This window comes from Nocardia mangyaensis (assembly GCF_001886715.1).
Lineage (GTDB): Bacteria > Actinomycetota > Actinomycetes > Mycobacteriales > Mycobacteriaceae > Nocardia > Nocardia mangyaensis.
In genome coordinates, this window is record NZ_CP018082.1 from 7,129,300 (window position 1) to 7,146,872 (window position 17,573).

At 69.0% G+C, this 17,573-nt stretch carries 14 protein-coding genes; 10 read left to right on the top strand and 4 right to left on the bottom strand.

Annotated features, from left to right (window positions below; all coding sequences use genetic code 11):
- Positions 1-2 precede the first annotated feature (2 nt).
- The 4 genes from BOX37_RS32415 (at position 3) to BOX37_RS32430 (ending at position 4,360) form a co-directional block, all read left to right on the top strand.
- Complete coding sequence (locus BOX37_RS32415) at positions 3-890, top strand: carbohydrate ABC transporter permease (protein ID WP_084761094.1); 888 nt, start codon at positions 3-5, stop codon at positions 888-890.
- Between the two features lie 121 nt (positions 891-1,011).
- Positions 1,012-3,294, top strand: a complete 2,283-nt coding sequence (locus tag BOX37_RS32420) for a transglycosylase domain-containing protein (RefSeq protein WP_206045740.1) — start codon at positions 1,012-1,014, stop codon at positions 3,292-3,294.
- A 172-nt stretch (positions 3,295-3,466) separates the two neighbouring features.
- The gene (locus tag BOX37_RS32425; protein WP_071930939.1) at positions 3,467-3,925 is read left to right on the top strand and encodes a GyrI-like domain-containing protein; all 459 of its coding nucleotides are present in this window, start codon (positions 3,467-3,469) and stop codon (positions 3,923-3,925) included.
- 3 nt (positions 3,926-3,928) lie between these two features.
- Entirely contained in the window at positions 3,929-4,360 is a 432-nt protein-coding gene (locus BOX37_RS32430; protein WP_240505136.1) for a GyrI-like domain-containing protein, read from the top strand.
- Positions 4,361-4,632: 272 nt separating this feature from the next.
- Here BOX37_RS32430 and BOX37_RS32435 read toward each other — a convergent pair whose 3' ends face one another.
- Positions 4,633-5,742, bottom strand: coding sequence for an inositol-3-phosphate synthase (locus tag BOX37_RS32435; RefSeq protein ID WP_071930940.1), 1,110 nt, complete (start codon positions 5,740-5,742; stop codon positions 4,633-4,635).
- On the bottom strand, positions 5,735-6,292 hold the full coding sequence (locus tag BOX37_RS32440) for a PadR family transcriptional regulator (protein ID WP_071930941.1): 558 nt from the start codon (positions 6,290-6,292) through the stop codon (positions 5,735-5,737). The genes BOX37_RS32435 and BOX37_RS32440 overlap by 8 nt, the downstream gene beginning before the upstream one ends.
- Positions 6,293-6,674: 382 nt before the next feature.
- Between BOX37_RS32440 and BOX37_RS32445 the strand changes: the two genes are divergently transcribed.
- From BOX37_RS32445 to BOX37_RS32455, 3 genes are all read left to right on the top strand, one after another.
- Positions 6,675-7,094 (top strand): DUF5318 domain-containing protein, encoded by a 420-nt coding sequence (locus tag BOX37_RS32445; protein WP_167660020.1) that lies wholly within the window; start codon positions 6,675-6,677, stop codon positions 7,092-7,094.
- Positions 7,095-7,900: 806 nt separating this feature from the next.
- Positions 7,901-10,186: a transglycosylase domain-containing protein gene (locus BOX37_RS32450; protein ID WP_084761096.1), complete on the top strand. Its 2,286-nt coding sequence runs from the start codon at positions 7,901-7,903 to the stop codon at positions 10,184-10,186.
- A gap of 21 nt (positions 10,187-10,207) precedes the next feature.
- Positions 10,208-11,974, top strand: a complete 1,767-nt coding sequence (locus tag BOX37_RS32455) for a glycosyltransferase family 87 protein (protein WP_071930942.1) — start codon at positions 10,208-10,210, stop codon at positions 11,972-11,974.
- A gap of 20 nt (positions 11,975-11,994) precedes the next feature.
- Here BOX37_RS32455 and BOX37_RS35690 read toward each other — a convergent pair whose 3' ends face one another.
- Both BOX37_RS35690 and BOX37_RS32470 read right to left on the bottom strand, forming a co-directional pair.
- A complete protein-coding gene (locus BOX37_RS35690) occupies positions 11,995-13,887 on the bottom strand; it encodes a TerD family protein (protein ID WP_084760487.1) in 1,893 nt (630 codons plus the stop codon).
- A 27-nt stretch (positions 13,888-13,914) separates the two neighbouring features.
- A complete protein-coding gene (locus tag BOX37_RS32470) occupies positions 13,915-15,297 on the bottom strand; it encodes a TerD family protein (protein ID WP_071930943.1) in 1,383 nt (460 codons plus the stop codon).
- A gap of 165 nt (positions 15,298-15,462) precedes the next feature.
- On the opposite strand from BOX37_RS32470, the gene BOX37_RS32475 reads away from it, so the two are divergent.
- From BOX37_RS32475 to BOX37_RS32485, 3 genes are read left to right on the top strand one after another with little or no spacing between them, the layout of a single operon-like run.
- A complete protein-coding gene (locus BOX37_RS32475; protein WP_071930944.1) occupies positions 15,463-16,086 on the top strand; it encodes an AIM24 family protein in 624 nt (207 codons plus the stop codon).
- 8 nt (positions 16,087-16,094) lie between these two features.
- Positions 16,095-16,793, top strand: a complete 699-nt coding sequence (locus BOX37_RS32480) for an AIM24 family protein (protein WP_071930945.1) — start codon at positions 16,095-16,097, stop codon at positions 16,791-16,793.
- Positions 16,794-16,797: 4 nt separating this feature from the next.
- The gene (locus BOX37_RS32485; RefSeq protein WP_071930946.1) at positions 16,798-17,559 is read left to right on the top strand and encodes an AIM24 family protein; all 762 of its coding nucleotides are present in this window, start codon (positions 16,798-16,800) and stop codon (positions 17,557-17,559) included.
- The last annotated feature ends 14 nt before the right edge of the window (positions 17,560-17,573 follow it).

The window sequence follows — 17,573 nt, forward strand, 5'->3', positions numbered from 1 at the left end:
CGATGACCAAGGACGCGCCCGATCAGCCGGCCGAGCTCGCGGCGCAGCCGGTATCGTGGCGCAAGCGCTTCGGCACCGCCCGCCTCTACCTCGGCGTGTTCATCATCCTGGTGTGGGGGCTCGGGCCGTTCTACTGGATGACCGTCGTCGCGTTCCGCGATGCGTCCCACACCTTCGACAGCACCCCGTGGCCGACCCACGTCACGTTGGAGAACTTCCGCAACGCCTTCGACACCAGCCGCGGCAACGACTTCGGCAAGGCGCTGCTCAACAGTTTGATCATCGGTTCGGCGACGACGGCCATCGCGCTGGTGCTCGGTGTGCTCGCCGCGTACGCGCTGGCGCGGATGACCTTCGCGGGCAAGTACCTGATCTCGGGGCTGATCCTGTCGGCGTCGATGTTCCCGGCCGTGGTGCTGGTGACGCCGCTGTTCCAGCTGTTCACCGACCTGGGCTGGATCGGCCAGTACCAGGCAATGATCATCCCGAACATCTCGTTCGTGCTGCCGATGACGGTCTACATCCTGGCTTCGTTCTTCGCCGAACTGCCCTGGGAGCTCGAAGAAGCCGCGCGCATCGACGGTGCGAGCAAGCTGCAGGCGTTCCGGTTGATCATGCTGCCGCTGGCCGCGCCCGCGGTGTTCACCACCGCGATCCTGGCGTTCATCGCCGCGGTGAATGAGTACCTGTTGGCCCGGCTGCTCTCCGGTGAGCAGACCAAGCCGGTGACGGTGGCCATCGCGAGCTTCTCCGGCAACGATCCGCTGGTGCAGCCGTACGCGGCGATCATGGCGGCGGGCGTGATCGTCACCGTGCCGCTGGTGATCATGGTGCTGCTGTTCCAGCGCCGGATCATCTCCGGTCTCACCGCGGGCGGCGTCAAGAGCTGACGGGCGGCGCGTCGCGCCCCCAGCCGCGCTTCCCGGGTTCGGCGACCCACGGCGGGTAGAGTCACCCGCATCGATACATCGGTGCAGGTGAGTTCTTCCATCGCTGTGGAAGGAGAGGGTCGTGGCCTCCGAGGGCGGGCGCGGGCGTTCCGGTGACGATCCGCCGTACACCTCGATCGCCGGATTCCGTGACCCGCTCTCGCCCGATCAGCCGCCCCGCAAAGGCGCGGCGCGACGCGCGCAGGCCGCCCGGCTGGCCGAGGGCACGGAGGGCGACGAGCCACCTCGACGGCGTCGTCGTACCAGGGGCCAGCGGATCCGGCGCCTGCTGCTGAGTCTGTTCATCCTCTTCTTCTGCGTGCCCACGCTGCTGTTCGCCGCGGTGTACTGGAGTTCGGAGATTCCCGAGCCCGCCGAGGTCGCGGTCGAACAGCCCGCCACCGTGCTGGCCGCCGACGGCACCACCGTGCTGACGAAAATCATTCCACCGCAGGGCAATCGGATTCCGATTCCGCTCAGCGACGTGCCCTTCCCGGTCCGTGACGCGGTGCTCTCGGCCGAGGACCGGAATTTCTACACCAACCCCGGCTACTCGACGAGCGGGTTCCTGCGGGCCGCGCGGGACAATCTGGCCGGCCACGACAACGCGGGCGGCGGGTCGACGATCACCCAGCAGTACGTGAAGAACGCCTTCCTCAGCTCCGAACGCACCGTCACCCGCAAGATGCGCGAGCTGATCATCGCCGCGAAGATGGCGCGGCAGTGGAGCAAGGACGAGATCCTGGCCGCCTACCTCAACACCATCTACTTCGGCCGTGGCGCCTACGGGATCGCCGCCGCCGCGAAGGCCTACTTCGACAAGCCGGTGCCTGAGTTGACGCTGGCCGAGGGCGCGGTGCTGGCCGCGGTGATCCGCTCCCCCTCGGTGCTCGACCCGGAGACGCATTTCGATCAGTTGCAGGCCCGCTGGCAGTACGTGATCGACGGCATGGTCGAGATGAACGTGCTCGCGCCGGGCGAGCGCGACGCGACGGTGTTCCCGCCGATCATCCCACTCGTCGACACCCCGGCAGCGGAGATGGCGCTCGGTCCGGAGGGCCATATCCGCACCCAGGTGCTGCGCGAGCTGCGCGCCGCCGGACTCACCGAGGCCGACATCGACACCGGCGCACTGCAGATCACCACCACCATCGACGCCGCCGCCCAAGCGGGCGCGATCGACACCGTGCGCGAACGTCTGGCCTGGCAGCCCGAGGAACTGCGCTCGGCGGTGGTCTCGATCGATCCGCGCAGCGGTGCGGTGCGCGCCTACTACGGCGGCGAGAACGGCGCCGGTTTCGATTTCGCGCAGGCGCCGCTGCAGACCGGATCGTCGTTCAAGGTGTTCGCGCTCGTCGCCGCGCAGCAACAGGGCATTCCGGTGACCAGGTCGATCGACAGCTCGCCCATCGTCGATCGCGGGACCAGGATCACCAACGTCGACAACGATTCCTGCGGACAGTGTCCACTCACCGAGGCACTCAAACGCTCGCTGAACACCAGCTTCTATCGGCTCACCATGACGATGGCCGACGGCCCGCGCTCGATCGCCGCGGCCGCGCATCTGGCGGGCATCCCCGAGTACATCCCCGGCGTGGAGGGTGTCTCGCTGACCGAGGCGGGCGGGCCGCCGCTCAACGGGATCGTGCTCGGGCAGTATCTGGTGCGGCCCATCGACATGGCCTCGGCGTACGCGACGTTGGCCGCCTCCGGCGTCTATCACTCGCCCTACTTCGTCCAGCGGGTCACCACGGGCGACGGCCGGGTATTGCTGGATCGTGACGCGGAAGCCCGCGTGGGCAAAAGGCTCTCCGAGCCCGAGCAGCGCATCACCGCCGCGATCGCCGACGCGACCACACAGGCGATGATGCCGATCGCCAACTACTCCAACGGGCACGGGCTGGCCGGGGGCAGGCCGTCGGCGGCCAAGACCGGCACCACTCAACTCGGCGAGTCCAAGGACACCAAGGACGCGTGGATGATCGGCTACACGCCCTCGCTGTCGACGGCGGTGTGGGTCGGGACCGAGCAGTCGCAGCCGTTGCGCAGTGGGCGGGGCGGGTCGATCTACGGGTCGGGGCTGCCCGCCGACATCTGGAAGCAGGTCATGGACACCGCGTTGGCCGGCACGCCGGTCGAACCGTTCGCCGCGCCGCCGCTGCCGAGTGGTGGCGGCTGGACCGCACCGGCGCCCGTGCCCGTGCCCGCGCCGGCGCCGGCGCCGGGCAACAACGGCTTCGACATTCTCGATCCGCCGACGAACGCCCCGCGAAATCCCCCGCCGGTGATCATCATTCCCCCCGCGCCGCAGGCGCCTGAACAGCTCGAATGGTTCCCCGGGATCGGCGGGGAAGGGCCGCGATAGATCACGGATTGGCCACCGTGACCCGGCACCTGCCCGGACATGGCAACATCGTTGGCCAGAGCGCGAACAGCCCGGCCAGGGGGTCGAGAAGATCCCGGAGCGGAACCTGTCAGATCGATGCGGGAAGATGTGCGCTCGAGCGACGACGAGACTAGACATAGGGGCTACGCAGGTGGAATTCGATGTCGTTGACCGTCCCGAGACGCTGATCGCGGGCACGGTGCTCCGCAGCCCGGCGCTCGCTGTCGAGGGGCCGCGCCGCGCCAAGGTGGTGGAGGCGTGGCAGCACCTGCGGGCCAGGTCGTTACCAGGGCCGGCCGCGACGGGATACGTCGATTTCGCACCGGAGATCAACTCCTATCTGACCCACATCGCCGGCTACGCGTGCAAGACGCTGGCCGATCTGCAGGTGGGTGACGTGCTGGCCCGGATCCCGGCGGGCCGCTACGCCAAATTCGTCGCCAGCGGTGACGATCTCGGCGACACCGTCGTCGCCCTGTGGCGCCAGATCTGGGACGCCGAGGCGGCGGGCGAGTTCGTGCGCGCCTACACCGGCGACTGCGAGGAATATCCCGACGCGCGCACCGTCGAGATCTTCGTCTCCGTGACCGACGAGAAGGGCGGCGAATAGGCCATGTCCGTGGATTTCGAGATCGTCACCCTCGACGACGGCCTGGTCGCCGGCCTGACCGTGCCACTGGCCGGCCGCGAAGTGACCGCCCGCGACCTGGACCTGGTCAACTTCACCTGGGACCGCTACCTGTCGCGCGAGAAGCAGGTTCCCCGCGCCGCCGCCTACATCGGCCAGAACGACCACGCCGTCGCCGTCCTCGGCTACGAGGTGGCCGACCTGGACGACATCGACGAAGGCGACGTCCTCACCCGCATCCCCGCGGGCCGCTACGCCAAATTCGTGGTCTCCGACAAGCCCTACGACCTCCTGCGCACCGCCTGGGCCCAGGTCAGAAAAGCCGAGACCGCGGGCACCATAACCCGCTCCCACACAGCGGAATTGGAGCGCTACACCGGCCCCACCAGCGTCGAGGTCTACGTCTCCCTGGACTGATCCGCCATGACCGCACTCCCAGCCCCGCACATCCCGACCTCGAGGAGGGATCGCCGACGAAGTCGGCGGTTCGCGGCCGTCCCGACGATCAGGCGCCGTTTCGTACGCGACGAAGGAGCAAGAAACGGTGCCTGATCGTCGGGACCGGTGGGGCCGCGAACTCGAGCGCGCCAGCGCTCCAACAAACACAGCCCGTAAACCACCCTGTGCAGGCAAACAAAAAGGCCGGCGGGCGCGAATCCCTAGCACCCACCGGCCTTTTCAGCCAGTACTTACTCAGCCCCGATGATGAACGCCTCGAGCTGCGTCCGAGCCACATCGTCGGCGATCTGCTCCGGCGGGGACTTCATCAGGTACGCCGAGGCCGGGATGACCGGTCCACCGATGCCGCGGTCCTTGGCGATCTTGGCCGCGCGCACCGCGTCGATGATGATGCCCGCCGAGTTCGGCGAGTCCCACACCTCGAGCTTGTACTCCAGGTTCAGCGGCGCGTCACCGAAGGCGCGGCCCTCGAGGCGCACGTAGGCCCACTTGCGGTCGTCGAGCCACTCCACGTAGTCCGAGGGCCCGATGTGGACGTTGCGGTCGTGCACCTTGCCCGCGAGCGAACCGGTGAGGTTCGAGGTGACGGCCTGGGTCTTGGAGACCTTCTTCGACTCCAGGCGCTCGCGCTCGAGCATGTTCTTGAAGTCCATGTTGCCGCCGACATTGAGCTGGTAGGTGCGGTCGAGCACCACGCCGCGGTCCTCGAACAGCTTGGCCATCACGCGGTGGGTGATGGTCGCGCCGACCTGGGACTTGATGTCGTCGCCGACGATCGGGACGCCGGCGTCGACGAACTTCTGCGCCCAGACCGGGTCGGAGGCGATGAAGACCGGCAGCGCGTTGACGAAGGCGACGTTCGCGTCGATGGCGCACTGGGCGTAGAACTTGTCGGCTTCTTCCGAGCCCACGGGCAGGTACGAGACCAGTACGTCGACCTTGGCGTCCTTCAGTGCCTTGACGACGTCCACGGCAGGCGCCTCGGACTGCTCGATGGTCTCGGCGTAGTACTTGCCGATGCCGTCGAGGGTCGGGCCACGCAGGACCGTCACGTCGGTGGGCGGCACATCGGAGATCTTGATGGTGTTGTTCTCGCTGGCGAAGATCGCCTCGGCCAGGTCGAAGCCGACCTTCTTGGCGTCGACGTCGAACGCGGCCACGAACTTCACGTCCTTGACGTGATAGGGACCGAACTTGACGTGCATGAGGCCGGGAACGGTCGCGTTCTCGTCGGCGTCCTTGTAGTACTGCACGCCTTGCACCAGCGACGATGCGCAGTTGCCCACACCGACGATCGCGACGCGAACTTCGCCGGATCCAACCTTGTTGACATCACTCATGGCCGCTCTTTCCCTCTTTCTGTGGTGCCGCCTTCGTCGATTGCTCCGCCGCAATCAACTCGTTGAGCCAGCGCACTTCGCGCTCGCTTGATTCCAGTCCGAGCTGGTGGAGCTGGCGGGTGTAGCGATCCAGCGAGCCGCTGGCCTTCTTGATCGCTTCCCGCAGACCCTCTCGGCGCTCCTCGACCTGACGCCGCCGACCTTCCAGGATCCGCATCCTCGCCTCGGCGGGGGTGCGGCTGAAGAAGGCAAGGTGAACGCCGAAGCCGTCATCGGTGTAGTTCTGCGGACCGGTGTCGGCGAGGAGTTCGTTGAACCGTTCCCGCCCGACCGGCGTGAGCCGGTAGACGCGGCGCGCACGGCGCGCGATCGCGCCCTCCGGCAGCTCCTCGGCGATCAACCCGTCGGCCTGCATTCTGCGCAGCGTCGGGTAGAGCGAACCGTAGGAGAAGGCCCGGAACGCTCCGAGCAGGCCCGTCAACCGCTTGCGCAGTTCGTAGCCGTGCATGGGCGCGTCGAGGAGCAGGCCGAGAATCGCCAATTCGAGCACGGCGCGACCTCACTCCCTGACTATGTCGGCCTGACAGACCGAACGGACCTAACCGTGGATGCGAGTTCCAACTATATCGGACCGATACATCTGCTCATAGTTCGATGACGCAGATCACTGTTTCCGCAGGTGGCGGACCCCCGGTCAGCGGATGGGGCCGGAGTTCACGGTCAAGAACACTCGACACCCGCGCGCGATCGATATCACGCGCTCCCGCCACGGATTTCGGTCCGCGCGCGGACCATCCGGAATCAGCCGTCACCCTTGTTCGACTGACCTGCGAAAACGTCTGGGACAACCCTGGAATCGGGAGTTCACGATGTGAGCGGAGAAGACACGATGCCACCGACGCCACAAATCAAACCCAGCTACTCTGGTGATCGTGCGAATTCAGCGGCAGGTGGTCGACTATGCGCTCCGGCGCAGGTCGCTGCTGGCCGATGTCTACGCGGGCCGGGTGGGGGTGGCCGAAGTGTGCGATGCGAATCCCTATCTGCTCAGGGCCGCGAAGTTCCATGGCCGGGGCAGCGAGGTCACCTGCCCGATCTGCCGGAAAGAGCAGCTGACCTTGGTTTCGTGGGTGTACGGCGAGGGGCTCGGCCAAGCGGCCGGGTCGGCGCGGACACCCGAGGAACTGATTCGGATGGCAGAGTCGAACGAGGAGTTCTCGGTGCATGTCGTCGAGGTGTGCCGCTCGTGCAGCTGGAACCACCTGGTCCAGTCGTATGTGCTCGGTTCGGCGCCCGCGCCCACCCGTCGCCGGTCCGGTCCGAGAGCCGGGCGGCGATCTGCTGCCGAGTGATGGTGGCCGCGCAGTGATGGTGGCCACCGCATGATGCGCCGCTGTTCGGGGTGCAAGGTATCCGCGCCGGTCCACCGGCGCGGATGTCGTGTGTCGGTTGAACCTTACGAGTTATGGAGATCTGGTCAGTGAGTTCGCCCTACGAGTCCTCCCCCTTCGGCGATGATCCGCATGGCGGCCGTCCAGCCCGGGGTGGCAACCCCGGTGTTCCTCCACAGTCGGGTGATCGGCCCGCGGGCCCGCCGCCGCGTCGGCCGGGTCCGCCCCCGCAGCGCCCAGGTGGGCCCGCTCAGGGCGGTCCGCCGCCGGGTGGGCGGGGTCCGGTGCCCGGTCAGGGCAGGCCGCCGCAGGGTGGACCGCCACCCCATCGTCCACAAGGGCCGCCCCCGGGCGGCACGCCGCCACGTCGGCCCGGCCCGCCCCCGCAGCGCCCCGGTGGGCCGCAGGGTGGGCCGGTGCCCGGTCAGGGCAGGCCGCCGCAGGGCAGGCCCGGTCAGCCCGGTCGCCACGGTGTGCCCGCCGCCGGTGCCACCCAGAAGCTGCCGCGTCCCGGCGGTCCCGAGGAGCCGACCGTACGTTCGGGTCAGCCCGACGCCGGACGCACCGTGCGCGGCGGCACCGACGAGGTGACCCGCCGCGTCGGCGCGGGGGCGGCGACCGCGCGGCCCGGCGCGGGCCGGCGTCCCGGCGGCCCGACCACCGGTGAACGCCGAGCCACCGGCGCGGGCGGCACCCCGCCGCCGACCGGTCCGCGCAACCGCCGCGGTGGTGGCGGGGGCGACGACGGCTCCGGTAGTGGTGAATCGGTGAAGAAGAAATCGCCGTGGCGGATCGTGCGCCGCACGCTGTATGTCTTGATGGCCCTGGCCATCGTCGTACCGAGCGCGGTGTTCCTGGTCGCCTACACGGCGGTGTCGGTGCCCAAGCCCGGCGATCTGGAGACCAACCAGGTCGCGACGATCTACGCCTCGGACGGCACGTCGGTACTGAGCAAGGTGGTGCCGCCCGAGGGCAACCGCACCGAGGTCTCGATCGATCAGATCCCGCCGCACGCGCGCAATGCCGTGATCGCCGCCGAGGACCGCGACTTCTACACCAACCCCGGTTTCTCGGTCTCGGGCTTCGCCCGTGCCGCACGCGACAACATCCTGGGCAAGGAAAGCGCCGGTGGCGGTTCCACGATCACCCAGCAGTACGTGAAGAACGCACTGGTCGGTGACGAGCGATCGATGACGCGCAAGATGCACGAGCTGGTGATCTCCGCGAAGATGGCGCGCCAGTGGAGCAAGGAGGACATCCTCGCCGCCTACCTCAACACCATCTACTTCGGTCGTGGCGCCTACGGCATCGATGCCGCCGCGAAGGCGTACTTCGGCAAGCCCGTGCAGGAGCTGACCGTGGCCGAGGGCGCGGTGCTCGCCGCGACCATTCAGCTGCCCTCGCTGCTCGATCCGGAGAAGAACCCCGACGGCGCCCGGTCACGGTGGAACTACGTGCTCGACGGCATGGTCGCGGGCAACAACCTGTCCGCGGCCGAACGCCAGTCGATGGAGTATCCGGCGGTGGTCCCGCTGGCCTCGCTGGGCGACAAGAGCCTCGACACCGGGCCCGAGGGCCTGGTGAAGAATCAGGTGCTCAAGGAGCTCTCCTCGGCGGGCATCAGCGAACAGCAGCTCAACACCGAGGGCCTGCAGATCACCACGACGATCGACCCCAAGATGCAGGAAGCCGCGGTCAACGCCGCGCAGAAGAACTTGCAGGGCGAACCGGAGAATCTGCGGACGGCAGTGGTCTCGATCGACCCGCGCAGCGGTGCGGTGCGCGCCTATTACGGCGGTGAGGACGGCCAGGGCTTCGACTTCGCCAATGCCGGTCTGCCCACCGGTTCCTCGTTCAAGGTGATCGGGCTGGCCGCCAACCTCGAACAGGGCATTCCGCTCTCACAGCTCTACGACAGCTCGCCGATCACCGTCAACGGCGTCAAGATCGGCAATGTCGAGGGCGAGTCGTGCGGAATGTGCACCATCGCCGAGGCGCTCAAGCGCTCGCTGAACACCAGCTTCTATCGTATGCAGCTCGACATGTCGAACGGTCCGCAGAAGATCGCCGACATGGGCCACAAGCTGGGCATTCCCGAGGAACTGCCCGGCATCGGCAAGACGTTGACCGAACCGAACGGCAACGGCCCCAACAACGGCATCGTGCTCGGCCAGTACCAATCCCGACCACTGGACATGGCCTCGGCGTATGCCACCCTGGCCGCCTCGGGCATCTACCACGCGCCGCACTTCGTGCAGCGGGTCGTGACCGCCGACGGTCAGGTGCTGCTCGATCGCGGCGAACCGGCCGGTGAGCAGCGGGTGAGCGAGGCCGTGGCCGACAACGTCACCGCGGCGATGAAACCGATCGCGGCCTACTCGCGCAACCACAATCTGGCCGGTGGCCGCGACTCGGCGGCCAAGACCGGCACCCACCAGCTCGGCGACACCGGCAACAACCGTGATGCCTGGATGGTCGGCTACACCCCGTCGCTGTCGACGGCGGTCTGGGTCGGTACCGAGCAGGGCGACCCGCTGCGCAACTACGGCGGCGCCAGCATCTACGGTTCCGGCCTGCCCTCCGATATCTGGAAGGCCGCGATGGACGGCGCCTTGTCGGGCACGCCGAACGAGTCGTTCCCCAAGCCGGCTCCGATCAAGGGCCAGGCGGGCGTGCCGGAATGGTCGGCGCCCTATACAGCGCCGGAGACCACCGAGCAGACCTTCGCACCGCCGGTGATCGTGCCGTCGCAGGTGGAGATCCTGCCCGGTATCCGGATTCCGGTGCCGGGAGTGCAGCAGCCCGCGGTGCCGCAACGCTCGCAGCAGGTGCCGGAGACCACGACCGGACCGCTGCCCGGTCAGCCGGTGGCGCCCGCGGACGGGTCACCACCGGATTCCGGAAACAACGGCAACGGCCAGAGCAACGGCAACGGCGGGACCAATGGCAACGGCGGGACCAACGGCAACGGCGGGACCAACGGCAACGGCGGGACCGCGGACGACGACGGCGGCTACACCGACGGAGGAACCGCACCGACCGGAACCCGGTAGCCACCGGTAGCCTCGGATGTCGTGACCGACCAGCATCTCGCGGACCAGCCGACGTCGAGTGGTACCCGGCCGGGCCGCGCGCTGGAGTACGTCGCGCCCGCCCAGCTGGCCCCCGACCTGCGTTCGATCGACGCGCGTGACCGGCCGAGCCGCAACGACTCGCTGACCGCGCAGCTGTCCACCGTGGTCGGCGGCCCGGTCGGCGACCACGCGCTGATCGGGCGGGTGCGGTTCTGGACGCCGCTGCGGGTGCTGTTCGCGTTCACGGTGATCTTCCTCGCGCTGGGCTGGTCGACCAAGGCCGCCTGCATCCAGCAGACCGACGACGGCGCGGGCGGGCTCACGCTGGACTGGACGAACGGCCGCCAGTACGTGGCCATGTGCTACTCGGACACGGTCCCGCTCTACGGCGCCGAACGGCTCAACGAGGGCGCGTTCCCATACAAGAAGTACTGGATCGAGTCCACGCCCGACGGCGGCACCGAGGTCAGGCACATGGAGTACCCCGTGCTGTCGGGCCTGTACCAGTACGCCGCGATGCAGGTGGGCAATGTCTGGGATCACCTGCCGCTGCCCGGCGCGCTGTCGGTGGTCGTGTACTTCAACGTCGTCGCGCTGGGGCTGGCGGTGGGCTGGCTGATCACCGTGTGGGCCTCGTCGCGACTAGCCGGGCGGCGGGTCTGGGATGCTGCTCTCATCGCGGTCTCGCCGCTGGTCATCGTGCACGCCTTCACCAATTTCGACGCCCTGGCAACGGCTTTCGCGGCCACCGGTCTGCTGGCCTGGGCGCGGCGCAAGCCGGTGCTCGCCGGGGTGCTGCTCGGGCTCGGTGGTGCGGCCAAGCTGTATCCGCTGCTGCTGCTCGGGCCGATCATCGTGCTGTGCCTGCGGGCCGATCCGATGCGGCGCCAACCCGCCGCCCGTGCCGGACTGCGCCTGCGCGACATCGACAGCCTCGACGCGGTCCGCACCTACCTGCGCGAAACCCCCGCGCGCACCCACCTCTTCGCGCTGCGACCGCTGGGCGCCGCCACGCTGGCCGTGCTCGCCGCCGCAGGCACCTGGGTGGTGGTGAACCTGCCCATCGCCGCACTGTATCCGCAGGGTTGGCGGGAGTTCTTCCGGCTCAACACCACTCGGCACGCCGACCCGGATTCGATCTACAACGTGATCGCCTCGTTCACCGGCTGGCAGGGCTTCGACGGCCCGCTCGCCCACGGTGAACCACCGACGATACTGAACACCGTCTCGCTGCTGCTGTTCCTGCTCGCCTGCCTCGGCATCGGCTACCTGGCCCTCACCGCGCCCCGGCGCCCCCGCCTCACCCAGCTGTGCTTCCTCGTCATCGCCGCGTTCCTGCTGACGAACAAGGTGTGGAGCCCGCAGTACTCGCTGTGGCTGGTGCCGCTCGCGGTGCTCGCGCTGCCGCATCGGCGAATCCTGTTGGCGTGGATGACGATCGACGCGCTGGTCTGGGTGCCGCGGATGTTCTACTACCTCGGCGAGGACAACAAGGGTGTGCCCGAACAGTGGTTCACCGGCACCGTGGTGCTGCGCGACCTCGCCGTGCTCGGCCTGTGCGCGATGATCGTCTACCAGATCCTGCGCCCCGAGCACGACCTGGTCCGCCGCGATTTCGTCGACGATCCGGCGGGCGGCGTCCTGAATCGAGCCCCCGACCCGCTGCTCCCCTGGCTACCGGAATTCCTGCGCCCCAGACTCTCCCGCGCCGACGCCTTCGCCCGGCGACGAACCCCCGACCGGAAGGTCGACCGGGAATCTGTTTGACCGCGGCAGCAGCCGCGGAATCACGGCGTGCGCAGGTAGCGAGCCTGGAGTTCGGGCTCGGCGGGGAGCATGTCGAGGTCGAGTTCCCAGGCGTTACCGGTCCACGGGTCGAACAGGGGGGTGCCCGGCAGGGTCGGGAGGTGTCGGCAGGACTGGGCGAGCAGGGCCAGCGGGCCGTCGCCGAATTCGGTGGTGCCGCTGCCGACGATGACCAGCGACAGGCCGATCAGGTCGCCGCGCACCATGAGCTGACCGAGCCGGACCACGTCCTCGGTCTGGTAGCCGTGCGGGAAGTCGGCGGCGACGAGGATGCGATGTTCGGTGGGCGGGACGGCTTGCCCACTCTGATAAGCGATTTCGGCGAGCTCGGCCGCGGAGGCCAGGTCGCGCAGGCGAGCCGAGATGTCAGCGTGGTCAGTGACCACCGGACCGGCCAGCAGCGGTGCGAGCGGGGTGGCGAGTCCGCGCAGACCGGCGGTGAGGTCGATCAGGTCCACCCTGGTCGGCTTGTCCGGCAGCGCGGCGACCAGCCGGGCCAGCAACGCGCCGACCACCCGCGCCGCGGCGGCGGTGGACTCGGTGTCGACCCACAGCGGTCGATTCAACGGCACGGGAACGCAATACGGCACGCGCAGCTCGCCGCGTTCGCTGGCGTAGAGCTCGCCGAGCCGGATGCCGTCGCTCGGCACCGCGCGGGTGGTCCAGGACGGGGCGAGCCAGGAGGCGAGCGCGGCGGGCATCACGGCGTCGGCCTCGGCGATCTCGCGACCGAGCTGATCGCTGTCGCGGCGGTGGTCGGCGTCGGCGATCCCGACCAGCTCGTCGTGACGATGCTGGGCGACGGTGCGGGCCGCGTCGGCGGCGGGGGTGTTGCGGGTGGCCGGATTCGACACCGCGTCGGACAGTTCCCGATCCAGGCGGGTGGCGGCGTAGTCGCGGGCGGAGAGCAGCGCGGCGGCCGAACGCGCGGCGTCCTCGAAGATCATCCACATGCGCTGCAGGCCGTGGCCGACTTCCAGCGGGGCTCCCGGCGCGGGCGTGAACTGGCCGAACGCCCCGGTCGGTGTGCCGGACTGATGATGGGGCGCGCCGCCGGGCTGGGTCGGCCCGCCGGACTGGGTCGGCCCGCCAGACTGGGTCGGCCCGCCAGGCTGGGTCGGCCCGCCAGACTGGGTGTGCCCACCGGGCTGAGTCGGCCCACCAGGGTACGACGACGTGCCGGACTGGGTCGGCGGGCCGGGGTAGGTCGGGTCGCCCTGCTGAGATGGAGAGCTGGAATATGGCTGTGTACCAGCCGGATTCGGAGCACCTGAGTATGGCGCCGAGCCAGGCTGGGTCGGCGCACCAGGGTAGGTCGGCGACCCGGCAGAGGGCTGGGCGCCGGGGTAGGTCGGCGACCCGGCTGGGGGCTGGGCGCCGTGCTGCGGCACCCCGGCGGGGGTCGGTGCACCGCGCTGGGCCGGAACGCCATGCGCGGCAAGCAGTTGCGTCGGCCCACCGGCGTAGCCCTGACCGAGCGCCCGCAGCTTCCACCCCCCACCGCGCCGGTACACCTCGAGGCAGATCAACGCACTCTCCCCCGCGGTCGGCGCGATGACGAATTCGGCGGTGACGCTGCCGTTCTCGAACAGCGCCGCCGTGACGCGGCCGAGCACGTGCCCGGCCGCGACGTAGAGCAGGACCGCACCGGCATCCGAACGCACCTGCGGCAGAGCGAGTTCCACCCCACCCCCGACGACGCTCACCCCGGGGGCCGAGGGCCGCGACGCGCACACATGGTCGTGTTCGTCGCGCACCCGCAGATCCTCGCCGACCACCAGCGCGCCGAGTTCGACGGTGCCGGTGGTCTGTGCGGTGAAGCGCACGGCGTCGGCGGTGAGGGCGGTGTTCTGCCCCGCCTTCAGGTGAATCACGTTGTCTGCCTTGCTCTGTCGCGCGACCTAGGTGTTGCCGAGGAACCGGCCCAGCTGCGGGACGGCCTCACCGGGATGCTTGGCCTGGAAGCCTTCGCCGAGCGCCTGCATCTTCCAGTCGCCACCGGCCCGGTACACCTTCGCCATCGCCATCGCGGTGAACGGCATGCCGCCCGCGAGGGTGTAGCGGGCGAGCTCACCGTTGGTGGTGCCGTCGATCAGGCGGCAGAACGCGTTCTGCACCTGCTCGAAGGTGTGGCCCTTGTAGGAGGTGACGATGAACAGCAGGGTCGAGATGTGCGCCGGGATCCTGGTCAGGTCCACCAGGATCGTCTCGTCGTCGCCGTCGCCCTCGCCGGTCAGGTTGTCGCCCTGGTGGCGCACCGACCCGTCCTTGGACGAGAGCTGGCCGTAGTAGGCCACGTCGACGAGGTTGTTGTCGGCGAACATGCAGACCGAGGCGTCGAGATCGATGTCGACCGTGCGGTTGCCGAACATGCCACGCGCGCGAACCGGGTCCCAGCCCAGGCCCATCTTCACGAAGGTCAGCGCGGTGCCGCCATCCTTGCGCAGGGTGACCCGCTGTCCCTTCTGCAGGCTGACCGGACGATCCTTGCTCAGGCTCACCTCGCCGGTCGGCTGCGGGGGCGCGGGCGGCGGATAGCCACCGGCGGGCGGCGGGTAGCCGGGGCCGGGCGGCGGCGGGTACCCCCCGGCGGGCGGCTGCGGGGCCGGGCCCGGACCGGGCGGCGGCGGATAGCCACCACCGGGCGGGGCGTAGGCGGGCGCGGGCTGCTGCGGGTAGCTCGGCGCGGACTGCTGCGGATACGCCGGCTGCGACGGCGGGGGCGGAGGCGGCGGCGGTGCCTGCTGCGGTGCGGCGGCGGGCGCGGCCTGGGCGGGCGAATCATCCACCTGCACACCGTGATCGGTGACCAGCGCGGCGAAACCACCGGCGTAGCCCTGCCCGACGGCGCGCACCTTCCAGCTGCCCTGACGGCGGTACAGCTCGAGCGCGATCACGATCGACTCGGCGTCGAGCCCCTCGATCTGATACGCGTACAGCTGGTTTCCGGCCGCGTCGGAGACGATCGCGGTGGGCGGGGCGGACCGGCCGAAGTTGCTGTTCGCGTCGTCGAGGGTGATCACCGCGCGGATCTGAGCGATGTCGGCGGGCACGGCGGGCAGCGACACCGTCAGCGAGGCGGGCTGACCGGCCGGTCCGGGACGCAGGTCTACGCCCGGTCCGCTCGGCTGGTTGTAGAAGACGAAATCGGCGTCGGTGCGGACCTTGCCCTGCTCGGTCACGAGCAGGGCGGACAGGTCGGCCGGTGCCGTGAGCTGGAGCGAGATCACCACGTCAGTGACGGCCAGCGGACCGTTCTGGCCCTTGGCGAGTGTTGCAGACAAGTTCGACCCTTCGCTTGTCGGTGCGGTCGCCTGCCACTCTACGAGAAACCGGCCGGTGGCGTTCGCGCTCGGTGAGCACCGCATCGGCCCGGCTGATCGGTTAGGGTGACGACGCAGTCGAAACGGGGCTTCGCTCCCGCTGTCAGAGGGGACACAGGGCCTGCCATGGCGCAGTTGTTCGAACAATCGAAGAGGGTGGTCGCGGCCCAGCTCACAGGGACGAGTGTGCGCGCGATAGCCGGTTCGATGGTGGCCTACGAAGGCAATGTCCAGTTCAAATCGGCCGGCTTCGGCGGCGGCGACGGCGTGCTCGCCGGGCTCAAGCGCCGCGCCACCGGCGAGAAGCTGTCGCTGATGGAATGCGGCGGCAACGGCCGGGTCTATTTCGCGGTGAACGGCCAGGACGTCACCGTGGTGAATCTGAACAACGAGACGCTGCAGGTCGAATCACAGCAGCTGCTCACCATCGCCGGAGATCTGCGCACCGATGTGCGATTCGCCGGGGTGGGTGGGATGTCGTCGGGCAACGGCCTGTTCACCACCACCGTCAGCGGGCAGGGCCAGGTGGCGTTGCTGTCGGCCGGCGGTCCGCTGATCCACCTCGAGGTCTCCCCGCAGTACCCGTTGATCGTGGATCCGGACGCGTTCGTCGCCGCGCGCGGCAATCTCGAGCAGTCCTTCGTCACCGATGTCTCCTGGCGCTCCGTGGTCGGCCAGGGTTCGGGCGAGGCGTTCTCACTGCGGTGGGAAGGCCAGGGCGTGGTACTGATCCAGCCGGCGGAACGGTAGGGCGGGCGATGTTCGAGAAGATCAACAGCAAGGTCGTCCGGGCCGACCTCGAGCGGGTCGGCGAGGTGGTCGGGCGGACCGGCGCGATGCTGTTCTACACCGGCCAGGTCTCCTTCTCTCCGCACCAGATTCCCGGTGCCGGTGCCGGTGCCGGATCGGGTGGCGGGTTGATGCGGATGGCCGGGCAGATGATGGCCGGTGAGCACGAGCGCACCATGCTGGCCAGCGGAAGAGGCGTCGTCCATTACGGATTCGCCGGTCTCGAAGTGCACGTGGTGCACATGCAGCCGGGTGCGACCCTGCGGGTGGAGGCTTCGCGACTACTGGCCCATTCGGCGGCGCTGCAGACCTCGGTGGTGTCGGTGGCGAGTTCGGGCGGTGGCGGCGGTGGCGGTCTGATGGGGGCGCTGCGTGGCGCCGCCGCGGGCGTGGCGACCGGGCAGGGCATGTTCACCACCCAGCTCAGCGGGCAGGGCGCCGCGGTGCTGCTCGCGCACGGCGGGTTCCTGGAACTGCCAGTGGGCGGGCCGAATCCGGTGATCGTCGACCCGCAGGCGTTCGTCGCCGCCTACGGCGACGTCCAGACCGAGCTCAAAGCCGCGCTGAGTTGGCGCGACGCCGTGGGCCGCGGTTCGGGCGAGGCGATGCAATTGCATTGCCACGGACAGGGTGTGGTGTACGTGCAGGCCTCCGAAGAGAAGTTGTGAACCGATGAGCGAAATCCTGTCTCCGCACAATCTCGGCGCCAGCGACAACATTCCGGGCAACGACTACGCCTTCTGCATCGATCTGACCGGCCCGTGGTTCATGCGCAAGGGCGCGATGATCGCCTACTACGGCCAGATCCAGTTCCAGCTGCTCACCCACGGTCTGCAGGGCCACCTCGTGCACATGGTGAGCAGCAAGTTCTCCGCGCCGCTGTTCGTCGGTGACTACGTGGTGGCCGAGGGCCACGGCAAGCTGATCATCGGCGACCGCGGCTACGACATCAATTCCTATGATCTCGAGGACGGCAACCTCACCATCCGGGGCGCCAACCTGCTCGCCTTCGAGCCGGGCCTGGCGCTCAAGCAGTCGATCGTGCCCGGTTTCCTCACCCTGATCGGCACCGGCAAGTTCCTCGCCTCCTCCAATGGTCCGGTGATGTTCGCCGAGCCGCCGCTGCGGGTCGACCCCGAGGCGCTGGTCGGCTGGGCCGACTGCCCCTCCCCCAGTCACCACTACGACGAGGGCTGGATCGGCAGCTTCCTGGCGGCGGGCGCGGCCAGGATGGGTGTGAACTCCGGCGAGGAGCGCCAGTTCGACTTCACCGGCGCCGGCACCGTGCTGATCCAGTCGACCGAGAAGATCATGAGCGACAACGCCTTGGTCCGCACCATCGAGGGCCAGCTCCAGAGCGGTATCTCCGTGGGCGGCCTGCAGCGCATCCACGGGGTCATCGCCCAGCAGCTCGCCGATCAGCAGCAGCACTGACCGGCCGATCCAGA